The organism is Maribacter hydrothermalis (assembly GCF_001913155.1).
Lineage (GTDB): Bacteria > Bacteroidota > Bacteroidia > Flavobacteriales > Flavobacteriaceae > Maribacter > Maribacter hydrothermalis.
The window spans coordinates 3504564-3529784 of the sequence record NZ_CP018760.1; the positions used below are offsets into that span (position 1 = coordinate 3504564).

Here is a 25221-nt window from a genome sequence, read left to right on the forward strand (position 1 = left end):
AACAACACTCATGAGAAAACTATTCCTTTTAATTTGCCTAATTTTTATTGGTTCACTTAATGCCCAACAAATTCTAAATGAAAAAGAAAGAGCACAGGTAATTGATGAAATTTTAGACGACCGTTTTAATAATTTACTTCCAAATTTAATGGATGCCGCAGATTTAGATATGTGGGTGGTTATCTCAAGAGAATATAATGAAGACCCTGTTATTAGAACAATGCTACCGGCAACATGGTTAAACGCTCGCAGAAGAACTATTCTGTTATTTTATAGAGATAAGGCAAAAAACACCATAGAAAAATTGGCCGTAGCCCGCTACAATGTGGGTAAGAATATTGTTTCTGCTTGGGATAAGGAGAAAGAGCCAAACCAATGGGCCAGATTAATGCAATTGATTTCAGAAAGAAACCCGAAAAAAATAGGACTTAATTATTCTACAGATCACAATATCGCAGATGGCTTGGTAAAGACTGACTACGAAGAATTTATGGCTAATCTGCCTAAAAAATATACTTCAAAAGTGACCTCAGCAGAGCAACTTGCAGTTCGGTGGATAGAAACGAGAACTGAGCGAGAAATGGTTATATATGACCAACTCGTAGATTTAACCCATGATATTATAGCAGAAGCTTTTTCAGAAAAAGTTATAACCCCTGGCGTTACAACAACATCAGATGTGGTTTGGTGGATGAGACAAAAAGTAACGGATTTAGGATTGGAAACATGGTTTCACCCAACCGTGGATGTGCAACGAAGTGAAAAAGACAAAGCCAGTCAATTTTATTCGTTTGCAGACAAGCCAGATGATATGGTCATTTTACCTGGAGACTTAGTGCATTGCGATTTCGGAATTACGTACTTACGTCTAAACACCGATTGTCAAGAATTGGCATATGTTCTTAAACCGGAAGAAACCGCTGCGCCAAGTTATTTGGTAAATGGACTAAAAGATGGAAATAGAGTACAAGACTTTTTGACTAGCAATATGATTAAAGGTAGGTCCGGAAACGACATTTTAGCAAAATCTTTAAATGAGGCTAAAGCTGCCGGATTAAAACCTTCAATTTATACGCATCCACTAGGTATGTACGGACATTCTGCAGGTACCACTATTGGTATGTGGGATTCTCAAGGTGGTGTTATGCGCGATGATGGCGAAAATTATACCTTAAACCCAAATACAGTGTATGCTATAGAATTAAATACAACGGTTACTATACCTGAGTGGAACAGAGATATCCGTATTATGCTCGAAGAGGCTGGATTTTACGGTGAAGAAGGTTTTAGATATGTAAATGGTAGACAAACCGAACTTTTATTGATACCAAGGGTAAAAGAGCATCAAGGGAATTAAGACCTTTGTTTTTATCTGTATTTCAATATCTTAATTTTACTCAGTTTTATGCAATGGAATTCAAATTTTCTTTTGAAAAGAATCGTAATAATTTTTGCGTGGGTTTGTTTCTTCTTTATGCCAAAAAGTTTGTTTTCCCAAACGGTATTTAAGGGGGTAATATTAGATGCGGATACGGGACTCTCATTGCCTTATGTAAATATTGGTTTTATAGATAAAGGTCTAGGTACGGTTTCAGATGAATTCGGTGCATTTAATTTTTTGTTTGATTCCGCTAAATTATCAGACTTAGATACCTTAAAAGTTTCTTCTATAGGCTACAAGGAATATAAATTACCATTTCCTATGGTGATTGAAAAGGACATGAAATCAACCAAAATAGAATTGGAACCTGATGTTGTTAGCCTTAACGAGGTTGTCTTAACGAGTAGTAAGAGAAAGAAAAGAAGTAAAACCGAAAAAATGGTCGGGTATTCTTTTGTAGGGCAGTTGAAAAATGGTTCTTGGGAAGGTGATGGTGCTTTAGGGGGTGAGCTGGTAACTAAAATAAATGTCAACAAGAAAAAAAGGGAACTTAATGCATTCTATTTTTATGTGTTAAAAAATACTTCGGATAGTCTTTTGTTACGGGTAAATGTATATGATGGTACAACAATGGTTCCGGAGAAAAAGCTATCCAACAAGAATATAACATATACCCTTAAAACAAAAATAGGGAAGGTAGGTATAGATTTAACTCCATTTAATATTACTGTCGAAAATGATTTTAGTATCGGTATAGAGTTATTAAAAGTGTACGGAGATAAAATTGACCTTGTGGTTGCTGGTGATGATACGCCTGGGGTCTCGTATCGTAGATATATTAGTCAAGGAGAATGGAAACGATACTCAAAAGATGCTTTGACCTATTTTGTTAGTACAACCATGCTAGAGGAAGAGGATGAAGAAGATGTTGTGTTGCAAGATGAAAAACTAATAACCAATTATACCAATGAACAGCTATTGCAAAGCATGGGTAGAAATGTTGGGGTGGTAAGTGGCTTTGTATTTAAGGATGGCGAAAGGGTAAAAGGAGCTCAAGTTCAAAATTTATTTTCCAAAGAGGTTACTACAACCGATGAAAATGGGAGATATACCCTAAAAGCCAAGGTGAAAGATGAATTAAAATTTTCATATGCCACACTGCAAAGCGAACTTAGAACAGTACTGGAAACCACTTTTGCCATAAATGTAGCTTTAGAGGAACAAGTAACCGAGCTTGAGGAAGTTACAGTAACTGCTTTAGGAAAGAAAAAAAGAACACAGGAAGAATTGTATAGAGATTTTGCTGATGATAAAGAAATTATAAAAACATCTTTTGGTATTTACAGTAAGGAAACTTCGGGTTATTCAATGAGTATAATAGATGAGTCAGAATTTGGGAGTACAGCTTCTTCGTTAGGAAATTTATTACGGGGTAAGGTTCCTGGTTTAAGTATGCTATCCACCGATAAACTTGATGGTTCAACACAAATATTTTTAAGACAGCAAGGTACCAACAATCCTATTCCTGCTGCTTTTGAGGTAGATGGACTATTGGTCTCAGGTTTTCCTACTTTTCTTGATGTAGCTCAAATAAAACGTATTGCAGTACTATCTGGGTTGGCATCTGTCGCTAAATATGGTACAATGGGTGCTGGTGGTGTTATCATTATTAATACAAAAGTTGCTAATTTTTCATCTTCGACTTCTGGTTCAACTAAAAAAATGAAGGTGTTTACCCAAGAAATGAACGAAAAGGTAATTTCAGAAGAGGAAGCCCGTCGAAATTGGCCCGATTTTTTGCAAGAACTTTATGTAAGCGAAAACCTTTTAAAAGCACAAGAGATTTATAATTCTTATGAACCCAAATTTGGCACAAATCCTAATTTTAATATTGACGCTACAAATTACTTTCTCGAATTTTGGGGTAGTGAAGCTTTTACATCGGAATTGGTTTCTAAGAACTTAAGCCGATTTGGGAATAATATCAGTTATTTAAAAGCCTTGGCTTTTGTGTTAGATAAGAATAAAAAGTATGACCAATCTGTAGATTTATACAAACAAATTTTACTGCTGAAATCTAATTCTGTCGAGTCATATAGAGATTTGGCAAATGCATACGTTAATAACAATCAAAAGGAAAGAGGAGAAAACATTTATGCCAGGTATTTCAACTTAACTAAAGAAGGCTTTTTTTCTAAGCAACCCGATGCTTTGCAAAATGTTATTAATACAGAAGTGAAAACCTTATTAGATATTTCAGAAGATAAATTAGATAGTTCAATATCAAGTTTTATTACTAAAGAGGATACAAAAACAAGAATTGTGTTAGAATGGAACGATGATGATGCAGAATTAAATTTTCAGTTTGTATCGCCTGATGATTTTTTAAGTAGTTGGTCAAATAATATGGATGGGGAATTAAGCGAGAGCTTGTTATCTAAAGGGTATACTAGTAAGGATTTTTTTATATATGGGGACCAAAGTAATTGGCGGATTAATGCGGATTATAAAGGAAATAAAACTGGTTTAGCTACCTATTTAAAGATTACAATTAGTACAGATTACGGCACTGAAAATCAAAAAGACATGATTAAAATCTTTAGAATGGATGTTAAGAATGTAAATAGAAACCTTATACAGGTTCCTTAGTAAAACTTATATTTTTTATTATTTTAACTATTAAAGCTTTTCCTAAAGCATTACATTATTTCGTATATTTAGTTAACTGTTAACACTTTAGGTATATGAAAAACTTATCTTTATTTTTTTTCTACAGTCTTTTAATAAATATTGGTTTCGGACAAAACGCCAAAGAAGTTTTTGGTGTAATCTCAGATGATTATGGGCCATTAGAAAATGTTAAGGTATTAGTTATTGGTAAAGATGCTTTAACAACTTCTGATATAAATGGAAAATATAAAATTAATGTCCGGGAAGGTGAAATTTTAGGTTTTAATATTTTGGGTAAGATTCCTGTAGAAATTAAAGTTGAAGACGTTACCCGTATCCTTAATATAACTATGTACGATAAGGTTGAAAAATTGGTTGAGGTTACAGTCAAAACTAACCGCTTTAAAAGTCAGGAACAGCGTGCTTTGGAATATGAAAATAATCCGAATATTATAAAAAGCGCCTTTGGTTTCTTGGATAAGGAAACTACAGGGTATTCATTAGGTATTTTAAACGAGAAGGATATTGGATCGCAGTTCTTGGATATTGGAACTCTTTTAAACGGAAAATTCGCTGGGGTTATGGCTCATTGTAATCGGGAGACAGGTTTTATAGAGATTACCGTAAGACAGAATAATACAAGTTATGGTGGAGGTTCTCAGGCAATTTTTGATGTAGATGGTATACGTATGGATATGTTGCCCTGTTACCTCATAGATCCCTTAAATATTAAAAGAATCGCTATTATTAGAGGTAAAGGAGGAACGGGGATTTATGGAAGTAATGCCATGGGCGGTGTTGTTGTAATTAACACCAATTCAGGTACATTTACCCCATTAAAGGAGGATAATTACCAAAAAGCAAAGGCCGAAAGAGAAAAGCATAATCTTTATAATGGAGAAGCACTATCAATTTCCGATATAGTGTCAGTTCCTATATACATGGAAAGCTATAAGCGTGTAAATTCGGAAGATGAAGCTATTGACGTGTATTACTCAAATCTTGAAAGGTATAATGGATCATTTTATTTTTTATTGGATTCGTACAACTATTTTATTAAGAATTGGAATAACGACAAATTCAATGAGGCGATCATATCCGATAATTGGAGGGTATTTGAGAATAATCCTATCGCTTTAAAATCGTTGGCATATATCTACGAGGCCAATGGTAATTTTGCAAAAGCGCAAAATATGTATAAAGAGATCTTTATTTTAAGACCGGAATATGCTCAATCCTATTTTAATTTAGCTAAAAGTTATGTGGACAACAACGAATTTTCTAGGGCGGCAACATTGTTTACACGTTATGACCATTTAAAGGAAGTAGGTTTTTTGAATGATGCTAAAGGAAACTTTACCGCCTTGATGGATATTGAATTCGAAAATCTACTTCGGTTAAAAGGAACTTCATTTTTGTCGGATACGGATCGTAAAATATTTGTTTCTAACAATAGTTTTGATGGTACCCGTTTAGTTTTCGAGTGGGCCGATAGCGAGGCTGAGTTTGAGCTTCAATATGTAAACCCTGAAAATCGCTTTTTTAGCTGGAATCATACCTTAAAAAGTAATACTGAACGTATTCAGGATGAAAAAATGATTGGGTACACCACCGAAGCTTACGAATTGGGTAAAAACTACAACGGTACGTGGCAGGTTAATATTAAATATTTGGGCAATAAAAGTTTAACACCAACTTATTTAAAGGCTACGGTGTATCGTGATTTTGGAACGTCAGCACAACGTAAAGAGATTAAGGTATTTAAACTAAGTTTAAAAAATGTAAATCAAAAGTTGTTTACTGTATCCAATACAGTAGGTGTAGCTTTAAACTAAACCTGCAACACTCCCATATTAAATGGCTTTTCAATTGGCGCATGGTCAGCTGCTTCTATGCCCATTGAAATCCATTTACGGGTGTCCTTTGGGTCAATTATAGCATCAGTCCATAATCTAGAAGCTGCGTAATACGGAGAAACCTGATTGTCGTAACGTTGTTTTATCTTATCGAACAGTTCGTTCTCTTTTTTCTCGGTTAGGGCTTCACCTTTCTTTTTTAACGAAGCTTTTTCAATCTGTAATAATACTTTAGCAGCAGAATTCCCACTCATTACAGCTAGTTCCGCACTTGGCCACGCAACAATTAATCTTGGGTCATATGCTTTACCGCACATGGCATAATTTCCTGCTCCGTAGCTATTTCCAACTACAATAGTGAATTTTGGTACAACGGAGTTACTTACTGCATTTACCATTTTAGCTCCATCTTTTATAATACCACCATGTTCACTTTTACTACCCACCATAAAACCGGTAACATCTTGTAAAAAGACTAACGGAATTTTCTTTTGGTTGCAGTTAGCAATAAAGCGTGTTGATTTATCTGCAGAGTCGGAATAAATTACTCCGCCAAATTGCATTTCGCCTTTGGCAGTCTTTACTACTTTTCTTTGGTTGGCAACAATACCAACGGCCCATCCGTCTATTCGTGCATATCCGGTTAAAATGGTTTGTCCGTAGCCAGCTTTATATTCTTCAAATTCAGAATCGTCTACCAATCGCTTAATGATTTCCATCATATCGTATTGCTCAGCTCTAGAGCTAGGTAGTATTCCGTAAATTTCATCGGGATTTTCCTTTGGCTTCACGCTTTTCTTTCGGTTATATCCTGCTTTAGAGAAATCACCGATTTTATCCATAATATTCTTTATGGTATCTAAAGCCGCCGCATCATCTTTGGCCTTGTAATCGGTTACTCCGCTAATTTCACAATGCGTAGTTGCTCCACCTAAAGTTTCATTGTCAATACTTTCGCCAATAGCGGCTTTTACCAAATAGCTACCTGCCAAGAAAATACTTGCGGTTTTATCTACTATTAATGCTTCATCGCTCATAATTGGTAAATAAGCACCACCGGCTACACAACTTCCCATTACTGCAGATATTTGGGTAATTCCCATACTACTCATGATGGCATTATTTCTAAATATGCGCCCAAAATGCTCTTTGTCTGGAAAAATTTCATCCTGTAAAGGCAAATAAACTCCTGCACTATCTACTAAATAAATTATTGGAAGTTTATTTTCTATAGCAATTTCTTGTGCTCTTAAATTCTTTTTTGCGGTAATTGGGAACCAAGCGCCTGCTTTTACGGTGGCATCATTGGCGACTATAATACATTGTTTGCCCTTTACGTAACCAATTTTTATAACTACTCCACCAGATGGGCACCCTCCGTGTTCTTCATACATGCCATCGCCAACAAAAGCACCAATTTCAATACGTTCAGATTTTGGGTCTAAAAGATAATCAATACGTTCTCTAGCGGTCATTTTACCTTGCTCATGTTGCTTGGCAATTTTTGATTTGCCACCACCTAAATGTACCTTGGAAAGTTTGCGTCTTAAGTCTGATAATAACAACTTATTCCTATCTTCGTTTTGATTGAATTTTAAATCCATTCCTTCTATTTTCTTTTCTTCGGATAAAGATAGGAGTTAATTTTGGTGTTCATGCAACAAAAATAAAAAGTATGATAAAGTGGGGTATTGTTGGGGCAGGTAACATTGCGCATAGTTTTTCAAAAGATTTGGCATTGGTAAATGGAGGCAAGTTGGTATCTGTGGCTTCTAGAAATTTGGAAAAAGCTAAGACTTTTGCAGATGAGTATGGCGCACCAAATGCTTTTGGCAGTTACGATGAATTGTTTAATAGTAATACGGTAGATGTTATATATATTGCAACACCGCATACAAATCATGCCCAACTAAGTATTGCGGCCATGAAAGCTGGTAATAATGTACTTTGCGAGAAACCTGCAGGGGTTAATAAAAGTGAGGTAGCGCAAATGGTAAAAGTTGCTAAAGAAAATCAAGTCTTTTTTATGGAAGCTTTGTGGTCGCGTTTTAATCCTACTATTATTAAAGTAAAAGAATTAGTGGATAATGGTACTATTGGCAACATTGGCTATTTGCATGCGGATTTTGCTTTTTATGGACTGGATCGTAATGAAAATGGAAGACTTTTGAACCCCGAACTTGCAGGTGGTTCTTTGTTAGATATTGGTATTTATCCTATTTTTTTATCGTATTTAATGTTAGGTAAGCCAAAGGATATTAAAGCAACCGCTAATTTTTATAAAACGGGCGTTGAGGTTCAAATGAGTATAATTTTTAATTATGAAAATGCACAGGCAATTTTATATAGCGGACTTAATTCTAACTCAGAAAAGAAAGCAGAAATTGCTGGCAGTAAAGGAACTATTTTTATTCATCCTAGGTGGCATGAAGCATCGGGTTACACCATAGAGAAAGGGGACGATACGCGTATTAATCAGTTAGTGAAAATAGGAAAAGGCTATACTTATGAAATCGAAGAAGTGCATTCTTGTTTACGTTCCGGTAAAAAGGAAAGCGAGCTGTGGAGCCATCAAAATAGTTTGGATTTAATTGAGATTATGGATTCTATTCGTAAAAAGACGGGAATCGTGTTTCCGTTTGAATAATAGAAGGGGTAATAGTGGGCATATATCTTAAAATTTACGATATTTGATGTTCGCTTAAATTTTAATTGATTCGAAAATGAATAAGAATACAGTGCTCTCTTGGGCAACTTTTATTATGATTTTTGTAGGGCTAGCCCTAATTGCATTAGGTGCTTTTCGCTATGATGATGTTGCTGGTTGGGGATTTGCATCCGTAGGTATAGGATTTTTTGCTATTGCTTGGGTGTTCAACGCACTTAAAGGGAGAGTATAATATATTTTTAGAACCGTCAGTGAATTCTTCTGTTTGGTTTTAATTTTCACTTAACACTATAATTTTATGTCAGACGATAAGAAGGTAATCTTCTCCATGTCAGGAGTTACGAAGACCTATAAAAATGCTAATACCCCAGTTTTAAAGAATATATACTTAAGTTTTTTCTACGGTGCCAAAATTGGAATCTTAGGATTAAACGGTTCTGGTAAATCAACCTTATTAAAGATTATAGCCGGTGTAGATAAAAACTTTCAAGGTGATGTTGTTTTTTCTCCTGGATACAATGTTGGGTACTTAGAGCAAGAACCAGAATTGGATGAAAACAAAACCGTACTAGAAATTGTAAAAGAAGGAGTAGCAGAAACTGTTGCTATTCTTGATGAGTACAATAAGATAAACGATATGTTTGGCCTTCCAGAAGTGTATGAGAATGCCGACAAAATGCAGAAGTTGATGGATCAACAAGCTGTGTTACAAGATAAGATTGATGCTGCCAACGCTTGGGAACTGGATACCAAGTTAGAAATTGCAATGGATGCTTTACGTACACCAGAGCCAGATAAGAAAATTTCAGTACTGTCAGGTGGTGAAAGAAGAAGAGTTGCTTTATGTCGTTTATTACTTCAAGAACCTGAAATCTTGTTATTAGATGAGCCTACCAACCACTTAGATGCTGAGTCTGTACACTGGTTAGAGCATCATTTAGCACAATATAAAGGAACAGTAATTGCCGTAACGCATGATAGATACTTCTTGGATAATGTTGCCGGATGGATTTTAGAATTAGATAGGGGAGAAGGTATTCCTTGGAAAGGAAATTATTCTTCTTGGTTGGATCAAAAATCTAAGCGTATGGCTCAAGAAAGTAAAACTGTCTCTAAAAGACAAAAAACATTAGAACGAGAGCTGGAGTGGGTTCGTCAAGGAGCAAAAGGGAGACAGACAAAGCAAAAAGCGCGTCTTAAGAATTACGATAAGTTAATGAGCCAAGATCAGAAGCAGCTCGACGAAAAACTTGAAATCTATATTCCTAACGGACCTCGTTTGGGTACTAATGTAATTGAGGCAAAAGGAGTAAGCAAGGCTTATGACGATAAATTGCTTTACGAGGATTTGAACTTTAAATTACCACAGGCAGGTATAGTAGGTATTATTGGACCTAATGGTGCTGGTAAAACCACTATTTTTAGAATGATCATGGGTGAGGAAAAACCAGACAAAGGTGAGTTTGAAACTGGTGAAACGGCTAAAATTGCCTACGTAGATCAAAGTCATTCTAATATAGATCTAGAGAAAACCATTTGGCAGAATTTTAGCGATGAACAAGAACTAATTATGATGGGTGGCCGTCAAGTAAACTCTAGAGCTTATTTAAGTAGGTTTAACTTCTCTGGTAGTGAACAGAATAAAAAAGTCAGCATGCTTTCGGGTGGTGAACGTAACCGTTTACATCTTGCCATGACATTAAAAGAAGAAGGTAACGTTCTCTTGTTAGATGAGCCTACCAACGACTTAGATGTTAATACACTTCGTGCATTAGAAGAAGGTTTAGAGAATTTTGCCGGTTGTGCTGTTGTAATTTCGCATGATAGATGGTTCTTAGATCGTATTTGCACACATATATTAGCTTTTGAGGGTGATTCTCAGGTATACTTCTTTGAAGGTTCTTTTTCTGATTATGAAGAGAATAAAAAGAAACGTTTGGGCGGGGATTTAATGCCGAAACGTATTAAATATAAAAAACTAATTAGATAGCTAAAAAGCCCGCAATGGCGGGCTTTTTTATTTTCAACTAAGAACTAACACTAGTATTCTTCATTAGGGTACCAATCTAATTGTATTACTTCAATATCTTGATTGGCGGCGTCTACTAATTGTTTAAATTTTGTAATGTCACTTACATCTGGATTGCCTCTATAGTGATATGGGTATACTTGTTTTGGTTTGAAATCTATTACTGCAGAAGCAGCGCTTTCAACTGTCATGGTGTATGGTAAATTCATACATATAAAGGCTTTGTCGATATTTTTTAAAGAACGCATTTCAGCAATATCTTCGGTATCACCAGAAAAATAGATTCGTTCCTTTTCGATATTTAGAATATAACCATTGCCACGACCTTTTTCATGAAATTTAAGAGCTTCTTTTCGTAGGTTATACATAGGTATGGCTTCAATGGTAATTCCGGCTAATTTTTTGCTACTACCGTTTTCCATAATTTCTAATTGCGATGCATATTTTTCGGGCAATTCATCGGCAACAGCTTGTGGTACTACAAATATGGTATTTGAAGTGTCCAATGCATTAAGCGTTTCTGTATTTAAATGATCACCGTGTATATCAGTGATTAATATTAAAGTCGGATTTTTTTGGCCTTCAAAAGAAGCAGCTCCTCCTGTAGGGTCAATGTATATAACTACATCGTTAAATTCGATGACAGCGGTAGCATGTTCTATTGGTATAATTTTTATTTCATCGGATTTACGCTCTTTAACGATATCGGTTATTTCCTTATTTTCCTCAATATCTACAGTAGAATCAATCTCGGTATCTGATTTCCTAACTTCTTTGCATGAAAAAGTTATTGTTATAGCGAATAGTATAAAAAGCAATTCTTTTATTCTCATTGTGTTACGTTTAAAGTGTTAGTTCCATTTTTATATCTGACCTAAGGTAAATTGTACTCTTTTCTAGCTGAACTTCTTTAAAACCAAATTTTTTATAAATGTGAAGGGCGGTATCCAATTTAGTGTTCGAGTATAATTCTATTTTTTTCCAATTTTTACTTTTTGCATAGTCGATGGCATAGGTAAGTAATTTTTGACCAATTTTATGTCCATGATGCAATTTATGAACTGCCATTTTCCCTAATTCAAAATTACCTTCCGAAATTTTAATAAGGGCGAAACAACCTACGGGCTCATTATCCCATAATCCTATAAATATATATCCGCCTTTATGGATTATAGATGACTCACAATTTTCTAATAGCTCTTTGTCTTTATCCTCAACTATAAAATATTCACTAATCCAGGCAATATTAAGTTCCTTAAATTTTTGTGCGTATATAGGTTCATAAGGTACTATGCTTAACATGAATATTATTTTAGTGGGTCGTGGTCTAAATTATAATTTTCTAGCTTGTAATTCCTAATGATTTAAATTAATTTAACATCGAATAATCTAAACGTTAAATCCAAACGTATATAACCTGAACAAACAGACACTTTATTAAATTAAAAATTATGACTGAAACAAAAAATAACAATGGTTTAAAAGTTTTAACCGCACTTTTAGGGGTTGTTCTCTTAGGAACAATCATTTATACCGTTAGTCTTTATCAAGATAAGAAGAAGACAGAAGTTGTACTTACCAAAGAAAAAGAATTGGTTGTAGAAGATTTAAATAGCTTAAAATCTGAATATGATAAAGCAATTTTAGAGAGTAATGCAACAAATGAAGAATTGGTTAGTGCAAGAGATAATATTGCAAAATATATTGATTCTGTAAAAACTATGAAAGCTGACATTGGAACTTTGTCTAGATATAGAAGACAAGTTGGTGTGCTTAAAGCAGAAAGAGAGCAATTATTAAGACAAGTTGATTCATTAACTCGTTCTAATACTATGATCGCAATGCAAAGAGATAGCACCTATGTAGAGTTAGAAAAACAAACAGTTTTTAATGATTCTTTAGTAGTACAGAATACAAACCTAGCTCAAGTAGTTGAAAAAGGTTCTGCATTAAATTTATCTAAATTCAATGTTGATGCTGTTAAAGAACGTAATAGCGGTAAATTGGTTTCTACCCAACGTGCAAAAGCTACTGATAAGTTTAAAATTTGTTTTACTATTGCAGATAACGTTATTGCACAAGCTGGGGATAGAGAGTTTTATTTAGAGGTGTTAGACCCTCAAGGTAATATTCTTGGTGGTAGCAATTCTAAAACTAATGATAACGGAGCTTCTATAACCTATAGTAAGCAAACAGGTTTTTATTACGAGAATAAAGCTTTAGATGTATGTGATTACATCAATAAGCCTTCTGGTGATTTTAAAGATGGAAATTACATGGTGAACGTATATGACGACCAATTAAAATTATTAGGTACTTCTAAATTCATGTTGAAGTAAGATGACTTTATTGGCACCGCCAAAGGGTATAATACCCCGAGGCTTGCCTCGAAATTAAAAGTTCGTTTCGGGCGAATGCCTCGTGGGCTTGCCCCGAGGTAGTTTACTATAAAAAAAATGGCGACCAATTTGGTCGCCATTTTTTGTTTTGAACTATTTATTTTTAGTCTCTTAAACTACCAACCATATCTTCTGGTTTTACCCAGTCATCATAATCTTCGGCAGATACATACCCTAAATTAACAGCTTCCTCTTTTAAGGTTGTACCATTTTTATGGGCAGTATTTGCAATTTCAGCGGCCTTGTAATACCCTATTTTTGTGTTTAAGGCAGTAACCAACATTAAAGAATTATTTAATAATTGTTTAATTACTTCATGGTTAGGTTCAATTCCTGCAGCGCAATGCTCTTCAAAACTTACACTAGCGTCGCCAATTAACTGTGCCGATTGTAAAATGTTAGCGGCCATCATAGGTTTAAAAACATTTAGTTCATAGTGCCCTTGGGTGCCACCAACGCCAATAGCTACGTCATTACCCATTACTTGAGCGCATACCATTGTTAGGGCCTCACATTGCGTAGGGTTTACTTTTCCTGGCATAATAGAACTACCTGGCTCATTTGCCGGGATAATGATTTCTCCAATTCCTGAACGTGGCCCCGAAGCCATCATTCTAATATCATTGGCAATCTTATTCAAAGAAACAGCCAATTGTTTTAATGCACCGTGACTTTCAACAATTGCATCATGTGCTGCAAGTGCTTCAAATTTATTTTCGGCGGTGATGAAAGGTAAACCAGTAAAATCTGCAATGTACTTAGCAACCAAAACGTCATAACCTTCTGGAGTATTTAATCCGGTACCTACTGCCGTTCCTCCAAGAGCTAATTCACTTAAATGAGCAAGTGTATTATTAAGTGCTTTTAAGCCATGGTCTAATTGTGAAACATAACCAGAAAATTCTTGACCCAAGGTTAGGGGAGTGGCATCCATAAGATGCGTACGGCCTATTTTAACTACGTTCTTGAATTCTATTGCTTTCTTGTTCAGTGTGTCTCTTAATTGAGTTACTCCTGGTATGGTAACCTCTACAATTTTTTTATAAGCTGCAATATGCATGCCTGTTGGGAAAGTATCATTTGAAGACTGGGATTTGTTCACATCATCATTAGGCTGAATGGTTTTTTCTCCTTCACCAATAACTTTACCGGCAATTTCGTGTGCTCTGTTGGCAACAACTTCATTGACGTTCATGTTGCTTTGCGTGCCCGAACCTGTTTGCCAAATAACTAAAGGGAATTGATCATCGTGCTTACCTTCTAAAATTTCATCGCAAACTTGCGCAATTAAATCTCTTTTTTCTTGTGCTAAAACCCCTAGCTCGCAATTTGCATATGCTGCGGATTTTTTTAAATAAGCAAATCCGTAAACAATGTCTAACGGCATTGATGCAGATGGACCAATTTTAAAATTATTTCTAGAACGCTCAGTTTGGGCGCCCCAGTATTTATCTTGGGGTACCTCTACATTACCCATGGTGTCTTTCTCGATTCTAAACTTCATGCTATTATATTTTAATGAATCTTTGGTTACCTTATTTTAATAAGTTCAAAAATAAGGTATACATTTATTTTTATTGTGATAAGATTGTTGAGAATATTGAAATTAATTTTGCAGAACGTTTGCAAAAAATAATTCGTTTATGGTATCTTTGCAATATATAAGTTATAAGATATGTTTGATTTTGACCAATATTTAGGATTTTTAGCTTTTTTAACCATTTTAACAATTGGTTTTTGGTTAATGATGTTTTTGTTATTATTTGTTGTTCCTTACTGGTTGGGAGGAAACATAATTGAATTGTTAAAAGAAAGACGCGACAAAAAGAAAGCCGCAAGAGAATCATAAATAATATAGTATAAAAAAGGAGCCTATTGGCTCCTTTTTTTATGTCTTGCTTTCTGCTTTTTATCCTTCAATCTCTTCACCGCCTTCTTCACCACCATTTCCTCTTGACCCTTTGTTACGTTCTTTTGGTTGGTTAAAACGATATACAAAGCCCATTGTTATTTGACGTCTTCTCCATTGAAACTCACTGTCCGAAGTAAAAAACTCAGTTTCTGTGTAGGACCTTCTTTTTCTTGTATTCAATAAGTCACTTACATTAAGAGATAATGTACCGTTATCTTTTAAAATATCTTTACTGAATGCTAAGTTTAAAGAGAATATACCTTTATTATCTGTTTGAGCTGTAGCAGATGGACCTCTGTAGAATGCATTGGTTTGCCAGTCTACCTTTGCAGGTAATGACACTTTAGAACTAAACCTTGCAAACCAACTTGTATTGGTTGTGCCGTAATCGACCCCGTTAAATATACCTTCTGTAGAAAATCTGAAGAAGTTAAAACTTGAATTCAACCTTAACCATTTAGTTGGACTATACATCATACCAGCTTCTAAGCCCAATCTGTCATTGGTAGAAAGATTTATCGGTATAGTTCTAATAATTTCTATACCGTCCGTGGTTGTTTGTCCAGTTTCTTCTTGTACTCGTTCAAATGAATTCGTTTCTTGCTGGTAGTAGATAGATGATGTAAGGGTAATTTTATCCCATCTTTTTAAATAACCTAAATCAAACGCATTTGAAAAAGCAGGATTTAAATCAGGATTTCCTTGAAATATATTTGCTCTACTTGATCTTGATGGGAACGGATTAATGAACCAACCTCTAGGTCTATTTATTCTTCTATTGTATCCTAGAGAGATATTTTCACGCTCGCCTAATTCGTAAATTAAATTTACCGTTGGGAAAAGACCTAAGTAGTTTTTGTCAAAATTTACATCGACATCTACTCCTAGTTGTTCTTCTAGCTCTGTAGTGTCGAATTCAGAATCTAATTGACCTTTAAGCTGAGTGTTTTCTAACCGTAAGCCTAGTAAAAATGAAAATTTTCCAAACTTGTTTCCATACTGTGTATATAATGCATTTACATTTTCATTGTAGGTAAACATATTGGTTAGGTTCTGGTTTATATCAAATCGTCCTGTTTCTTGGTTTAAAGAGTCTAATCTATAATCAGTAATATCTTCTTCAAAAGTCCCCCTGTATCCGATTTCAAATTGTGCATCACCTATTGGCAAAACATAATCTGCCTGAACTAAATATTCATTTTCCGTTTCTGTCTCAAAAACATTTTCTAGAATTAATAAATTCTCATTTGGGACAGTATTGTTTTCTTCTATTGTAGAAAATTTGGTTTCTTCTCCTTTAGAGTACTGAAGGTCTACTGTTAATTTTTGTCCATCGTCATCAAGGTCATTGACATAATTTAATGAAAACTGGTAATTGGTATCATCTTCATTTTCATCTTCTGTTCTAAAAGTTTCACTATTCAACAAATTGCTGATGAATCTTTGGTTTGTATTGTCGGTTTCATCTTCACTTTTCGATGTTCTATAAAAAACACTACCCGTTAAGGAGGATTGCTCTGTTATAAAATACTCTAAACCTAAGTTGGTGTTAAAACCTTTTCTTAGCCTATTATATTCCCTATCCTCAATTATTCTATCAAAACTTCCTGAAGAGTATGTATTGTCAAAATATGCATTTCCTGGTGCATCTCTGTAGTTATAACCTGAGGTGTTAAATAAATTAAATTTATCTGTACGTAAATTGGCATTTATAGAAACACCACTATTTACAGGGTGTCCAATGGTGGTATTTACAGAGCCATTGAACCCAAGTGTTTTTTCTTTTTTAAGAATAATGTTTAAAATACCAGCAGAGCCTTCAGCATCGTAGCGTGCGGATGGACTTGTGATTACCTCTACTTTTTCAATCGCATCGGCAGGTAATTGAGTTAAGGCGTCAGTAGAACCAAAACCTGCAAGGGCAGACGGTTTTCCGTTTATTAGTATTCTAACATTTTCATTTCCCCTTAGGCTGATAGCACCTTCAATATCAACATTTACAGAAGGAACGTTGTTTAGTGCATCCGTAATGGTAGCCCCACTATTGGTTAAATCTTTACCTATATTATAAATCTTTTTATCTAAACGAATCTCTACAGTTGTTTTTTCCCCAACTACTTCAACGGCATCTAGTTGAGCAACGTCTAATGAGAGTTTTACGACGCCTAAATCGGTGTTTTTGGTAAGCGTTTGATTTGCTTTTTTATAAGTTTTATAACTGATGTACTCAATACTTACATTGTACTGACCTGCAGTGGTTTCAACATTAAATTTACCATCAATATCAGTTATGCCACCAGTAATAATTTCTGGATTGTTTACACTTTGTAGAACAAGTGTAGCATATTCTAAAGGTGCATTGGTTTCTTGATCTAAAACTTGCCCCGAAATAATAATTGGGCTACTTTCCCGGTCTCCTCCCGGTCTTTGACTAATTGCGTAATTTGTTGATAGTACTAGTAATAGGAGTAACGGGAAAAGTTTTTTCATTAAGTTAGTTTTTAGATTTTTTTCGTTTTTCTTTTTTCTTCTTTTTTATGGTTTTTGCAACCCCATCTTGTTGAAGGGCTACAAAAGCTTCATATTTTTCTAAAGGCAAGCCTGCTTTTAATTCTTCATCTTGCCTTTTGGTAATATTTTCATAAACTTCTCTCATTTTTTCCGGAGGAAGTTTTAAAATTCTAGCTTCTATACGTTCTTGTACATATTTCTTTAATACAGAGCTTAAAACGGCTTGCTCAAAATCATTTAATCCTAAGGCTTCCGTTATGCCCGGCATTTCTCCATCAACTAGTTGTTCTGCCGTTTTTGGCTCAGGTTCTTTTTGGGTTTCCTGAGCTTGCGGTATAGCACTGCGTTGTCTGCCATAACCATAATTTCCCCTTCCACCATATCCATAGCCGCTATTACCGTAACCATATTGCGCGTAAATTTCAGAACTTCCTAATAAAATTATCAGAAGCATAAAAAATTTAACGCCACTGAATTTGATTTTTTTCTTCATATTCTTTGATTAGATAATTATAGTTTGGTTTAATTAAGAATGGTTAATTCTTTGTTAATACATTGCATCAATATGTTAACCTAATTTATAAAATTGATTTTATGTTAGATGCTGGCCTGCCAATAACTGCACTTTTTCCATTTATAATTATAGGTCTTTCTATTAATTTCGGGTAGGTAATCATTGCATCTAACAACTCCTCATCTGATAATGATAAGTTTTTAAACTTTTCTTTCCAAATTGCTTCAGTTTTACGAACAAGATTAATAGGTTTAATTCCTAGACAACTAATTATATTTCTTAACTCATCCTTTGTTGGTATGTCTTCTAAATACTTTACTATCTCAAATTTCTTGCCAGAATTTTCTAGTACACTAAGACCTTCCCTAGATTTACTACATCTAGAATTATGGTAAATTTTAATCATAATAATTTAAATAATTAGTTTTTCTTATTCTAAATGAAGAATAAGAAAAACTAAGGTTAATCTTCTTCTTTTTGTCCCATCATCATAAGGAACGCTTTTAGAAATTGGTCTATATCACCATCCATTACATTGTCAACATTGCCCGTTTCTTCACCAGTTCTTACATCTTTTACTAATTTGTATGGATGCATAACATAGTTTCTTATTTGTGAACCCCATTCTATCTTCATTTTTGAAGATTCAATTTCTTGTCTCGCTTCCATTTTTTTTCGCAGCTCAATTTCATATAATTGAGATTTCAGCATTTTCATTGCTGTTGCCCTATTGTCATGCTGACTTCTACTGTCTGAACAAGAAATTTGAATTCCAGTAGGATGGTGGGTCAATTGAACTTTTGTTTCTACCTTATTTACATTTTGACCTCCAGCTCCACTAGATCTAGCAGTAGTTATTGTAATATCTGCAGGGTTGACATCTACTTCTATACTATCATCCACTAACGGATATACATAAACTGAAACAAACGAGGTGTGCCTTTTGGCATTGCTGTCGAACGGGGAAATACGGACTAATCGATGTACGCCATTTTCTCCTTTTAACCAGCCAAAGGCAAATTCACCATCAATTTCTAATGTTACGGTTTTAATGCCTGCAACGTCTCCTTCTTGATAGTTAAGTTCTTTTATTTTATAACCGTTCTTTTCTGCCCACATCATATACATGCGCATGAGCATAGCAGCCCAATCACAACTTTCGGTGCCGCCGGCTCCTGCAGTAATTTGCAGTACTGCCGGTAGTTCATCTCCTTCTTCGGAAAGCATATTTTTAAACTCCATCTTTTCTAGAGTAATTAATGCTTTCTTATAGTGTAGTTCAACCTCTTCTTCAGAAACTTCCCCTTCTTGTTGAAATTCTATCAAAACCTCTAATTCTGAAACCAGCATTTGCGCATTATTATAATCATCTACCCATTGCTTTTTAGATTGGATAAATTTCATATGTGCCTGTGCTTCTTGGGGATTGTTCCAAAAATCAGGTGCCAAGGTTTTTTCTTGCTCGTTTTCTATTTCTATTAATTTCGCATCGATGTCAAAGATACCTCCTTAACGCACCAAGGCGATCTATAAGACCTTTGTAATGGTCCATACTTACGTTCATACAATTCTTTATTTTAGGTAAAAATAATACTCTTTTAAATAATTATGGAAGATTATTTAAGTAATACCTATTGTTAACTTTGAACTAAAACGGTATCTGAAGGTACATTAGATCCATTTGAATGAATTACACTTCGTAAAGGGTAACGATCATTATAATCCTTTCCGTGACAAAACTAAATATAGTTGGTATGTACTAAAATATTAGTGGAGGGGTTAAAACTTTACGGCCTAGTTGTGTACTATGAGTTTGTGCCCAAGAAAACATTTGAGATTCTCTTAAAAGACCATGTTTTTGATTTAAATAACAAGCGACCAAACTTATAGGTCGTCCATTTTGTCTTAGTTAATGCAAATTAAATGCGTTATATTTTTGAAAGCCTTACCTGTTTAGCTGTCCTATTATCAAATATTCTTGAATTTACTTGAGGTAACATCAGTTTTAAATTATTGTAGGTTAAAATCCCTTTATAATGTTTGACATAATTATCAATGTGGCCCGTATTATTGATGTTGATATCTAATAAATTCTTGGTATTTCTTGTTGATTATTTTAATAAAATCATTAAAAATGTATTCAATAAATGTTTTAAAGTCTTGCTTAATTTTTTTAACAAATGTAAATTCATAAACTGCTCTTAGCTTACTATTTTCACTTGTTTATTAACCTAGTCCAAAGAACTCATAATAAACTTTCGCTATTTTTAATTCAATATCAAAAATTCTAAATTAGTTCATCGTATATTTTTTATAAAGCCTGTGTATCCTATCATAGGATTTTGCACATTATAAAAGTGTAATCCATTAAAAATTTTTCTAAACCTATCACCATCCTTTCCTTAAGATAAAATTGGATTCTCAAACTTAGAATTTATCATAAGGTTATTTGTTTACTATTCTTAAGATTTTCTATACTTTTAGGAAAAATAATAGAGAATGAAAAATTATTATGTACTTCTAATTGGTTTGACTTTATTTTCATTAAATATTTTGCAGGCACAGTTTAGCGAGCAGAAAAAGGATTTTAAAAAATACGAAGGATTTTATGATTTCTTTTACGACGAGGCAAAGGATAAAATCTATTTAGAAGTAAATACATTAAATAAAGAATTTTTATACGTATACTCTTTAAGTAGTGGAATTGGTAGTAACGATATTGGTTTAGATCGTGGCCAATTAGGAAACGAACAAGTGGTTTATTTTAAAAAAGCTGGTAACAAGCTTTTGTTGGTTCAGCCTAACTTAAAATATAGAGCAATTACCGATAATGATTTGGAACGGAAATCAGTTGAGCAGGCCTTTGCAAAATCAGTTTTATTTGGGTTTCCAATAGAAGAAGATAAAAATGGAATATATACCATTGATATTACCGATTTTTTAATGCAAGATGCACATGGTGTTGCTGAAAGATTGAAAAAATCGCAGCAGGGTTCCTACAGTTTAGATAAAACAAAAAGTGCTTTTGCCTTAGATAGAACTAAAGCTTTTCCTAAAAATGTGGAATTCGATGTTACCTTGACATTTAAGGGAGAACCAACAGGTAGCTATATTAAAAGCGTTACGCCAAATGCAAGTTTGGTAACTGTTGCAGAGCATCATTCATTTATTGAGTTACCGGACAATAAATATAAGAAGCGAGAATTTGACCCAAGAAGTGGTTCCTACCCTTTCTCTTATTATGATTATGCCACGCCGGTTGAATCACCTATTCTTAAACAATTTATAACAAGACATCGATTAGAAAAAAAGAATCCGACAGCGGAAATAAGTGAAGCTGTAGAACCTATTATTTATTATTTGGATAATGGTACACCAGAACCGGTTAGATCTACTCTTTTGGAAGGAGGACGTTGGTGGAACCAAGCATTTGAAGCAATTGGTTACAAAGATGCTTTTCAATTGGTAATGTTGCCAGATGATGCAGATCCTTTAGATGTACGATATAATGTTATACAATGGGTTCACCGTTCAACAAGAGGGTGGAGCTACGGTAGCAGTATTACCGATCCAAGAACAGGAGAGATTATCAAAGGACACGTAAGTCTTGGAAGCTTACGTATACGACAAGATATTTTGATTGCCCAAGCGTTAATGAACAAACCTTTTGCTGAACGTGATGATAATTATCAACCTATGTTAGAAATGGCAATTGCTCGTATTCGTCAATTATCTGCTCATGAAATAGGACATACTTTGGGTTTTGCGCATAATTACGCAGCGAGTACCACGGATATGGCTTCTGTAATGGACTATCCTCATCCGCAATTTTCAATGGTAGATGGTAAAATTGATTTCTCTAAAGCATATGAAACTGGAATAGGGGATTGGGATAAAGTAACCGTGGCGTATTCTTATCAAGATTTCGCAAAAAATGAAGAAAAAAAAGGGTTGAATGCTATATTGGATAAAGCCAAAGCTGACGGACTTAGATACATTACAGATCAAGATGCACGTCCACAGGGTAGTGCGCATGTATTAGCTCATTTATGGGATAATGGTACTAATGTAAGTAAAGAGTTAGATGAGATGTTGAATATTCGTAAAACGGCAATTAATAATTTTTCAGTAGATAATATACAAGATGGCACTCCATATTCTGTTTTGGAAGATGTATTTGTGCCTCTATACTTCTTTCATAGGTATCAAACAGAAGGTGTCGCTAAAATAATTGGAGGATTAGAGTATAATTATGCGGTTAAGGGTGATGGACAACAAACGGTAGAAATTGCCGATAAAGCTATACAAGAAGAAGCTTTAAAGGCTGTTTTAAAAACCTTAGACGCTAATGAAATTGCAATACCAAAAAATAAATTAAGCTTGTTTCCTCCAAGGGCTTTTGGTACTCCTAGGACAAGAGAGTCTATTAATGGAAAAACTGGTATTTCTTTTGATGCGTTATCAGCTGTCGAAACTGCATCGGATATGACTTTGTTATTTTTATTACATCCTGAGCGTGCCTCTAGACTTATTCAGCAAAAAGCAATTGAAGTAAATAACTTAGGTTTAGATGAGGTTTTGAATGAGTTAATTTCGGCGACAATTCACAAGAAACATAAAGACACGTATCTAAATGAAGCGCAAACAATTATTAACTTTAGAGTTCTGTTTCATATCATGAATTTGGCTGGTCATACAGAAGTTCATCCGCAGGTAAATGCAATTGCTTCTCAGAAATTAAAAGAATTAAGTTTTCAGTTGGTTAAAGATTCTGGCAGCAATGCAATATATGCTGAAATGATTAAAAGGATAAAGGAGTTTAATGAACATCCAGAATTGTTTAAAATAATACCATCGCCGCAAATTCCAGATGGCTCACCAATAGGTATGGGTTGTTTTCATTAATCTAAAATTTACGTAATAGCAATGCAAATTAATCTCATAAGTGACACAGTAACAAAGCCAACTCCAGGTATGTTAGACGCCATGATGTCAGCTGTGGTTGGGGACGATGTTTTTAAAGAAGACCCAACAGTAAATGCTTTAGAAGATAAGGCTGCCAAATTATTTGGAATGGAATCTGCTTTATTTTTTCCTAGCGGAACCATGACAAACCAGACGGCCATTAAATTGCACACACAACCGGGAGAGCAATTGATCTGTGATAAATTCGCACATATTTATAATTATGAAGGTGGTGGTGTTAGTTTTAATAGTGGTGTTTCTTGTAGGCTTGTAGATGGTAATAGAGGAACTATGACTGCAGAGCAAGTAGCTTCTGTTATAAATCCGCCGGATTTTTATCATAGTCCATTAACCTCTTTAGTTTGTATTGAAAATACTGCGAATAAGGGTGGGGGTACGTGTTGGGATTTTAAAGAGCTACAAAAAATTAGAAAAGTTTGTACCGACCATAAATTAGGTTTTCATTTAGATGGTGCTCGTTTGTGGAATGCTATGGTAGAAAAGAACGAAACTGCCCAACAATATGGATGGTTATTTGACACTATAAGCATTTGTTTAAGTAAAGGGCTTGGTTGTCCTGTTGGTTCTTTGTTGTTAGGAACAAAGGAGCAAATGGATAAGGCTATACGAATTCGTAAAATTTTTGGCGGTGGTATGCGACAGTCTGGCTTTTTGGCTGCTGCTGCAATTTATGCACTAGATAATCATATAGATCGTTTGGCTGAAGATCATAAAAAAGCAAAAGAGATAGGTGTAGCATTATCCGCGAAATCCTTTATAAAAAAAGTAGAGCCTATTGAAACCAATATTGTCATTTTTGAAATTGATGAGTCTTTCATGACTAGTGATCAATTCGTAAACACATTAAAGGAAAAAGATATTTTAATAATAGGAATGGGGCAAGGAAAATTAAGAATGGTTACTCATTTGGATTATACAGATAATATGCATGAAGTATTATTGCAACAATTAACATCATTGTAATGCTATTTAATACCTAATTCTATACTATTAGTGATATTTAATATTCCGTTTTCCATACCAGCTTCTGAAGAATAAAGGCCACTAGAGCCTACAATTTCTCCAACGGAGTTTTTTAGTTCTACTAAAAACTTGCCATCAGTATTTGTTTTGCGTTCAAATAATTTTGCCTTAGCACCTTTTAAAGCCTTTATGTCATTAAGTGTATTGTCTAATTTTTCTTTACTCGAAAAAGGAATGCTTTTTAATAGCGTTCTACCGTTATTTGATTTCAATTTAAATTGAAATAATCCGCCCTTTTTTTTATCAATTTTAATCATATCCTTAAAGATAAATAATATTTGTTTAGAATTTTGGAGACTTCTAAACAAATATTAAGCATTACATAATGAGACTTATGAGGTTTTCGCTAACATTTTTAATTTCAGTAAAGAATTAAGAAATAAAGATTAGCGTAAGTATACATGTTAGTATATATAACAATTTAAAGCACTTTATTAGTCAAAAAGGCTTACGCATAAATGTAACCCATTTTTATTTCTAGATGTTTTTCTGCAGAATTCCAGTACGAGAATTAAAGACTCTGTTTATACGATATCTATATAACGCATCAATATTCTTTCCCTTAAAATTAAATACCTTTATAAGTGGCAAACCTTTCTCATTTTATTTGCCAAATAAATCCTTATTTCTGGAGATATCAATACAAATTAAAATGGATTATCAACTTTTATAGTTCATTGTTGAAAAAAATATCCGTTATCAACATTTTACATAGAAGACACCAATCGCTCCCTAAAGTACATAAGTATATTCTTATCCTGTTTTTTTAAATACAGATAGCTCAGAATTGTAATTGTTTAGCCATTTAGTATCGTTTAGGTAATTAAAATCTGTTTGATCAGAGCCAAATAATTAAATCATAAACAAAAAATTAATATGCTTTAGAATAAATATTTTAGTGCTTATTTTTCATTACTTGTTAAACTTACTTAAATAGCGAATCCATACCAGGAATATTGGGCATTCCTTCTTTTGCAACCGCTGCCAATTCAGCTTCATTGACACTTGTTGCCTTTTGTATGGCTTTATTTATAGTCATAATAAGATAATCTTCTAATTGATCTTTATCTTGAAGAATACTGTCATCTAATTCGATTTTCTTAATTTCTCTATTAGCGGTTATCGTAACTGAAATTAAATTATCATTAGACTTTTCTTCTAGTGTAACAGTATCCAATCTTTTTTTTGTCGCTTCAACTTTTTGTTGAGTTTCCTTAAGTTTCCCCATCATACCCATCATATCTCCGAACATAATTTTATATTTAGAATTAG

20 protein-coding genes are annotated in these 25221 nt (G+C 34.1%); 10 read left to right on the top strand and 10 right to left on the bottom strand.

Translation table 11 applies throughout. The annotated features are described in order from the left end of the window. The first annotated feature begins 10 nt into the window (after positions 1-10). From BTR34_RS15045 to BTR34_RS15055, 3 genes are all read left to right on the top strand, one after another. Positions 11-1357 (top strand): M24 family metallopeptidase, encoded by a 1347-nt coding sequence (locus tag BTR34_RS15045; protein ID WP_068483438.1) that lies wholly within the window; start codon positions 11-13, stop codon positions 1355-1357. Positions 1358-1429: 72 nt separating this feature from the next. Next, on the top strand, positions 1430-4030 hold the full coding sequence (locus BTR34_RS15050) for a carboxypeptidase-like regulatory domain-containing protein (RefSeq protein WP_197496145.1): 2601 nt from the start codon (positions 1430-1432) through the stop codon (positions 4028-4030). 95 nt (positions 4031-4125) lie between these two features. After that, positions 4126-5886 (top strand): TonB-dependent receptor plug domain-containing protein, encoded by a 1761-nt coding sequence (locus BTR34_RS15055; RefSeq protein ID WP_068483432.1) that lies wholly within the window; start codon positions 4126-4128, stop codon positions 5884-5886. Here BTR34_RS15055 and BTR34_RS15060 read toward each other — a convergent pair. Further along, positions 5883-7511, bottom strand: a complete 1629-nt coding sequence (locus BTR34_RS15060) for an acyl-CoA carboxylase subunit beta (RefSeq protein WP_068483429.1) — start codon at positions 7509-7511, stop codon at positions 5883-5885. The genes BTR34_RS15055 and BTR34_RS15060 overlap by 4 nt on opposite strands. A gap of 71 nt (positions 7512-7582) precedes the next feature. On the opposite strand from BTR34_RS15060, the gene BTR34_RS15065 reads away from it, so the two are divergent. The 3 genes from BTR34_RS15065 (at position 7583) to ettA (ending at position 10565) form a co-directional block, all read left to right on the top strand. Beyond that, the gene (locus BTR34_RS15065) at positions 7583-8554 is read left to right on the top strand and encodes a Gfo/Idh/MocA family protein (RefSeq protein ID WP_068483427.1); all 972 of its coding nucleotides are present in this window, start codon (positions 7583-7585) and stop codon (positions 8552-8554) included. A 76-nt stretch (positions 8555-8630) separates the two neighbouring features. Continuing rightward, the gene (locus tag BTR34_RS18970) at positions 8631-8807 is read left to right on the top strand and encodes a CAL67264 family membrane protein (RefSeq protein ID WP_091904100.1); all 177 of its coding nucleotides are present in this window, start codon (positions 8631-8633) and stop codon (positions 8805-8807) included. A 66-nt stretch (positions 8808-8873) separates the two neighbouring features. After that, positions 8874-10565, top strand: coding sequence for an energy-dependent translational throttle protein EttA (gene ettA / locus BTR34_RS15070; RefSeq protein ID WP_068483425.1), 1692 nt, complete (start codon positions 8874-8876; stop codon positions 10563-10565). 50 nt (positions 10566-10615) lie between these two features. Here the strand turns inward: ettA and BTR34_RS15075 are convergent, their stop codons facing one another. Next, positions 10616-11437: an MBL fold metallo-hydrolase gene (locus BTR34_RS15075; RefSeq protein WP_068483422.1), complete on the bottom strand. Its 822-nt coding sequence runs from the start codon at positions 11435-11437 to the stop codon at positions 10616-10618. A 10-nt stretch (positions 11438-11447) separates the two neighbouring features. Then, the gene (locus tag BTR34_RS15080) at positions 11448-11906 is read right to left on the bottom strand and encodes a GNAT family N-acetyltransferase (protein WP_068483420.1); all 459 of its coding nucleotides are present in this window, start codon (positions 11904-11906) and stop codon (positions 11448-11450) included. Between the two features lie 149 nt (positions 11907-12055). Here BTR34_RS15080 and BTR34_RS15085 point away from each other — a divergent pair, with 149 nt between their 5' ends. After that, positions 12056-12943 (top strand): hypothetical protein, encoded by an 888-nt coding sequence (locus BTR34_RS15085; RefSeq protein ID WP_068483417.1) that lies wholly within the window; start codon positions 12056-12058, stop codon positions 12941-12943. A 163-nt stretch (positions 12944-13106) separates the two neighbouring features. Here the strand turns inward: BTR34_RS15085 and fumC are convergent, their stop codons facing one another. Further along, complete coding sequence (fumC, locus tag BTR34_RS15090; RefSeq protein WP_068483414.1) at positions 13107-14507, bottom strand: class II fumarate hydratase; 1401 nt, start codon at positions 14505-14507, stop codon at positions 13107-13109. 171 nt (positions 14508-14678) lie between these two features. On the opposite strand from fumC, the gene BTR34_RS18975 reads away from it, so the two are divergent. After that, on the top strand, positions 14679-14852 hold the full coding sequence (locus tag BTR34_RS18975; RefSeq protein WP_197496144.1) for a hypothetical protein: 174 nt from the start codon (positions 14679-14681) through the stop codon (positions 14850-14852). A gap of 60 nt (positions 14853-14912) precedes the next feature. Here the strand turns inward: BTR34_RS18975 and BTR34_RS15095 are convergent, their stop codons facing one another. The 4 genes from BTR34_RS15095 to prfB all read right to left on the bottom strand — a co-directional run bounded on the left by BTR34_RS15095 (position 14913) and on the right by prfB (position 19492). Continuing rightward, a complete protein-coding gene (locus tag BTR34_RS15095; protein WP_068483411.1) occupies positions 14913-17405 on the bottom strand; it encodes an outer membrane beta-barrel family protein in 2493 nt (830 codons plus the stop codon). A gap of 4 nt (positions 17406-17409) precedes the next feature. Further along, positions 17410-17919 carry a hypothetical protein gene (locus BTR34_RS15100; RefSeq protein WP_068483408.1) on the bottom strand — a complete coding sequence of 170 codons (510 nt, stop codon included), beginning with the start codon at positions 17917-17919 and terminating at the stop codon, positions 17410-17412. A gap of 85 nt (positions 17920-18004) precedes the next feature. Then, the gene (gene arsC / locus BTR34_RS15105; protein WP_068483405.1) at positions 18005-18346 is read right to left on the bottom strand and encodes an arsenate reductase (glutaredoxin); all 342 of its coding nucleotides are present in this window, start codon (positions 18344-18346) and stop codon (positions 18005-18007) included. A 56-nt stretch (positions 18347-18402) separates the two neighbouring features. Next, a protein-coding gene (prfB, locus tag BTR34_RS15110; protein ID WP_394333955.1) for a peptide chain release factor 2 occupies positions 18403-19492 on the bottom strand; the annotation gives its coding sequence in 2 pieces (ribosomal slippage) (positions 18403-19437 and positions 19439-19492; 1089 coding nt in all). Positions 19493-20439: 947 nt separating this feature from the next. Between prfB and BTR34_RS15115 the strand changes: the two genes are divergently transcribed. Both BTR34_RS15115 and BTR34_RS15120 read left to right on the top strand, forming a co-directional pair. Then, positions 20440-22845, top strand: coding sequence for a zinc-dependent metalloprotease (locus BTR34_RS15115; RefSeq protein ID WP_068483402.1), 2406 nt, complete (start codon positions 20440-20442; stop codon positions 22843-22845). 21 nt (positions 22846-22866) lie between these two features. After that, positions 22867-23889 carry a threonine aldolase family protein gene (locus BTR34_RS15120; RefSeq protein WP_068483399.1) on the top strand — a complete coding sequence of 341 codons (1023 nt, stop codon included), beginning with the start codon at positions 22867-22869 and terminating at the stop codon, positions 23887-23889. Between the two features lie 2 nt (positions 23890-23891). Here BTR34_RS15120 and BTR34_RS15125 read toward each other — a convergent pair whose 3' ends face one another. Together BTR34_RS15125 and BTR34_RS15130 are read right to left on the bottom strand one after the other, a co-directional pair. Beyond that, positions 23892-24206 (bottom strand): YegP family protein, encoded by a 315-nt coding sequence (locus BTR34_RS15125; RefSeq protein ID WP_068483396.1) that lies wholly within the window; start codon positions 24204-24206, stop codon positions 23892-23894. A 668-nt stretch (positions 24207-24874) separates the two neighbouring features. Next, on the bottom strand, positions 24875-25201 hold the full coding sequence (locus BTR34_RS15130; protein ID WP_068483527.1) for a YbaB/EbfC family nucleoid-associated protein: 327 nt from the start codon (positions 25199-25201) through the stop codon (positions 24875-24877). Positions 25202-25221 lie beyond the last annotated feature (20 nt).

Bases quoted from the DNA above. Each gene is read 5' to 3' on its own strand.
- BTR34_RS15045 (WP_068483438.1), top strand. From the start codon at position 11: ATGAGAAAACTATTCCTTTTAATTTGCCTAATTTTTATTGGTTCACTT.
- BTR34_RS15055 (WP_068483432.1), top strand. From the start codon at position 4,126: ATGAAAAACTTATCTTTATTTTTTTTCTACAGTCTTTTAATAAATATT.
- BTR34_RS15060 (WP_068483429.1), bottom strand. From the start codon at position 7,511: ATGGATTTAAAATTCAATCAAAACGAAGATAGGAATAAGTTGTTATTA.
- BTR34_RS15065 (WP_068483427.1), top strand. From the start codon at position 7,583: ATGATAAAGTGGGGTATTGTTGGGGCAGGTAACATTGCGCATAGTTTT.
- BTR34_RS18970 (WP_091904100.1), top strand. From the start codon at position 8,631: ATGAATAAGAATACAGTGCTCTCTTGGGCAACTTTTATTATGATTTTT.
- ettA (WP_068483425.1), top strand. From the start codon at position 8,874: ATGTCAGACGATAAGAAGGTAATCTTCTCCATGTCAGGAGTTACGAAG.
- BTR34_RS15075 (WP_068483422.1), bottom strand. From the start codon at position 11,437: ATGAGAATAAAAGAATTGCTTTTTATACTATTCGCTATAACAATAACT.
- BTR34_RS15080 (WP_068483420.1), bottom strand. From the start codon at position 11,906: ATGTTAAGCATAGTACCTTATGAACCTATATACGCACAAAAATTTAAG.
- BTR34_RS15085 (WP_068483417.1), top strand. From the start codon at position 12,056: ATGACTGAAACAAAAAATAACAATGGTTTAAAAGTTTTAACCGCACTT.
- fumC (WP_068483414.1), bottom strand. From the start codon at position 14,507: ATGAAGTTTAGAATCGAGAAAGACACCATGGGTAATGTAGAGGTACCC.
- BTR34_RS18975 (WP_197496144.1), top strand. From the start codon at position 14,679: ATGTTTGATTTTGACCAATATTTAGGATTTTTAGCTTTTTTAACCATT.
- BTR34_RS15095 (WP_068483411.1), bottom strand. From the start codon at position 17,405: ATGAAAAAACTTTTCCCGTTACTCCTATTACTAGTACTATCAACAAAT.
- BTR34_RS15100 (WP_068483408.1), bottom strand. From the start codon at position 17,919: ATGAAGAAAAAAATCAAATTCAGTGGCGTTAAATTTTTTATGCTTCTG.
- arsC (WP_068483405.1), bottom strand. From the start codon at position 18,346: ATGATTAAAATTTACCATAATTCTAGATGTAGTAAATCTAGGGAAGGT.
- BTR34_RS15115 (WP_068483402.1), top strand. From the start codon at position 20,440: ATGAAAAATTATTATGTACTTCTAATTGGTTTGACTTTATTTTCATTA.
- BTR34_RS15120 (WP_068483399.1), top strand. From the start codon at position 22,867: ATGCAAATTAATCTCATAAGTGACACAGTAACAAAGCCAACTCCAGGT.
- BTR34_RS15125 (WP_068483396.1), bottom strand. From the start codon at position 24,206: ATGATTAAAATTGATAAAAAAAAGGGCGGATTATTTCAATTTAAATTG.
- BTR34_RS15130 (WP_068483527.1), bottom strand. From the start codon at position 25,201: ATGTTCGGAGATATGATGGGTATGATGGGGAAACTTAAGGAAACTCAA.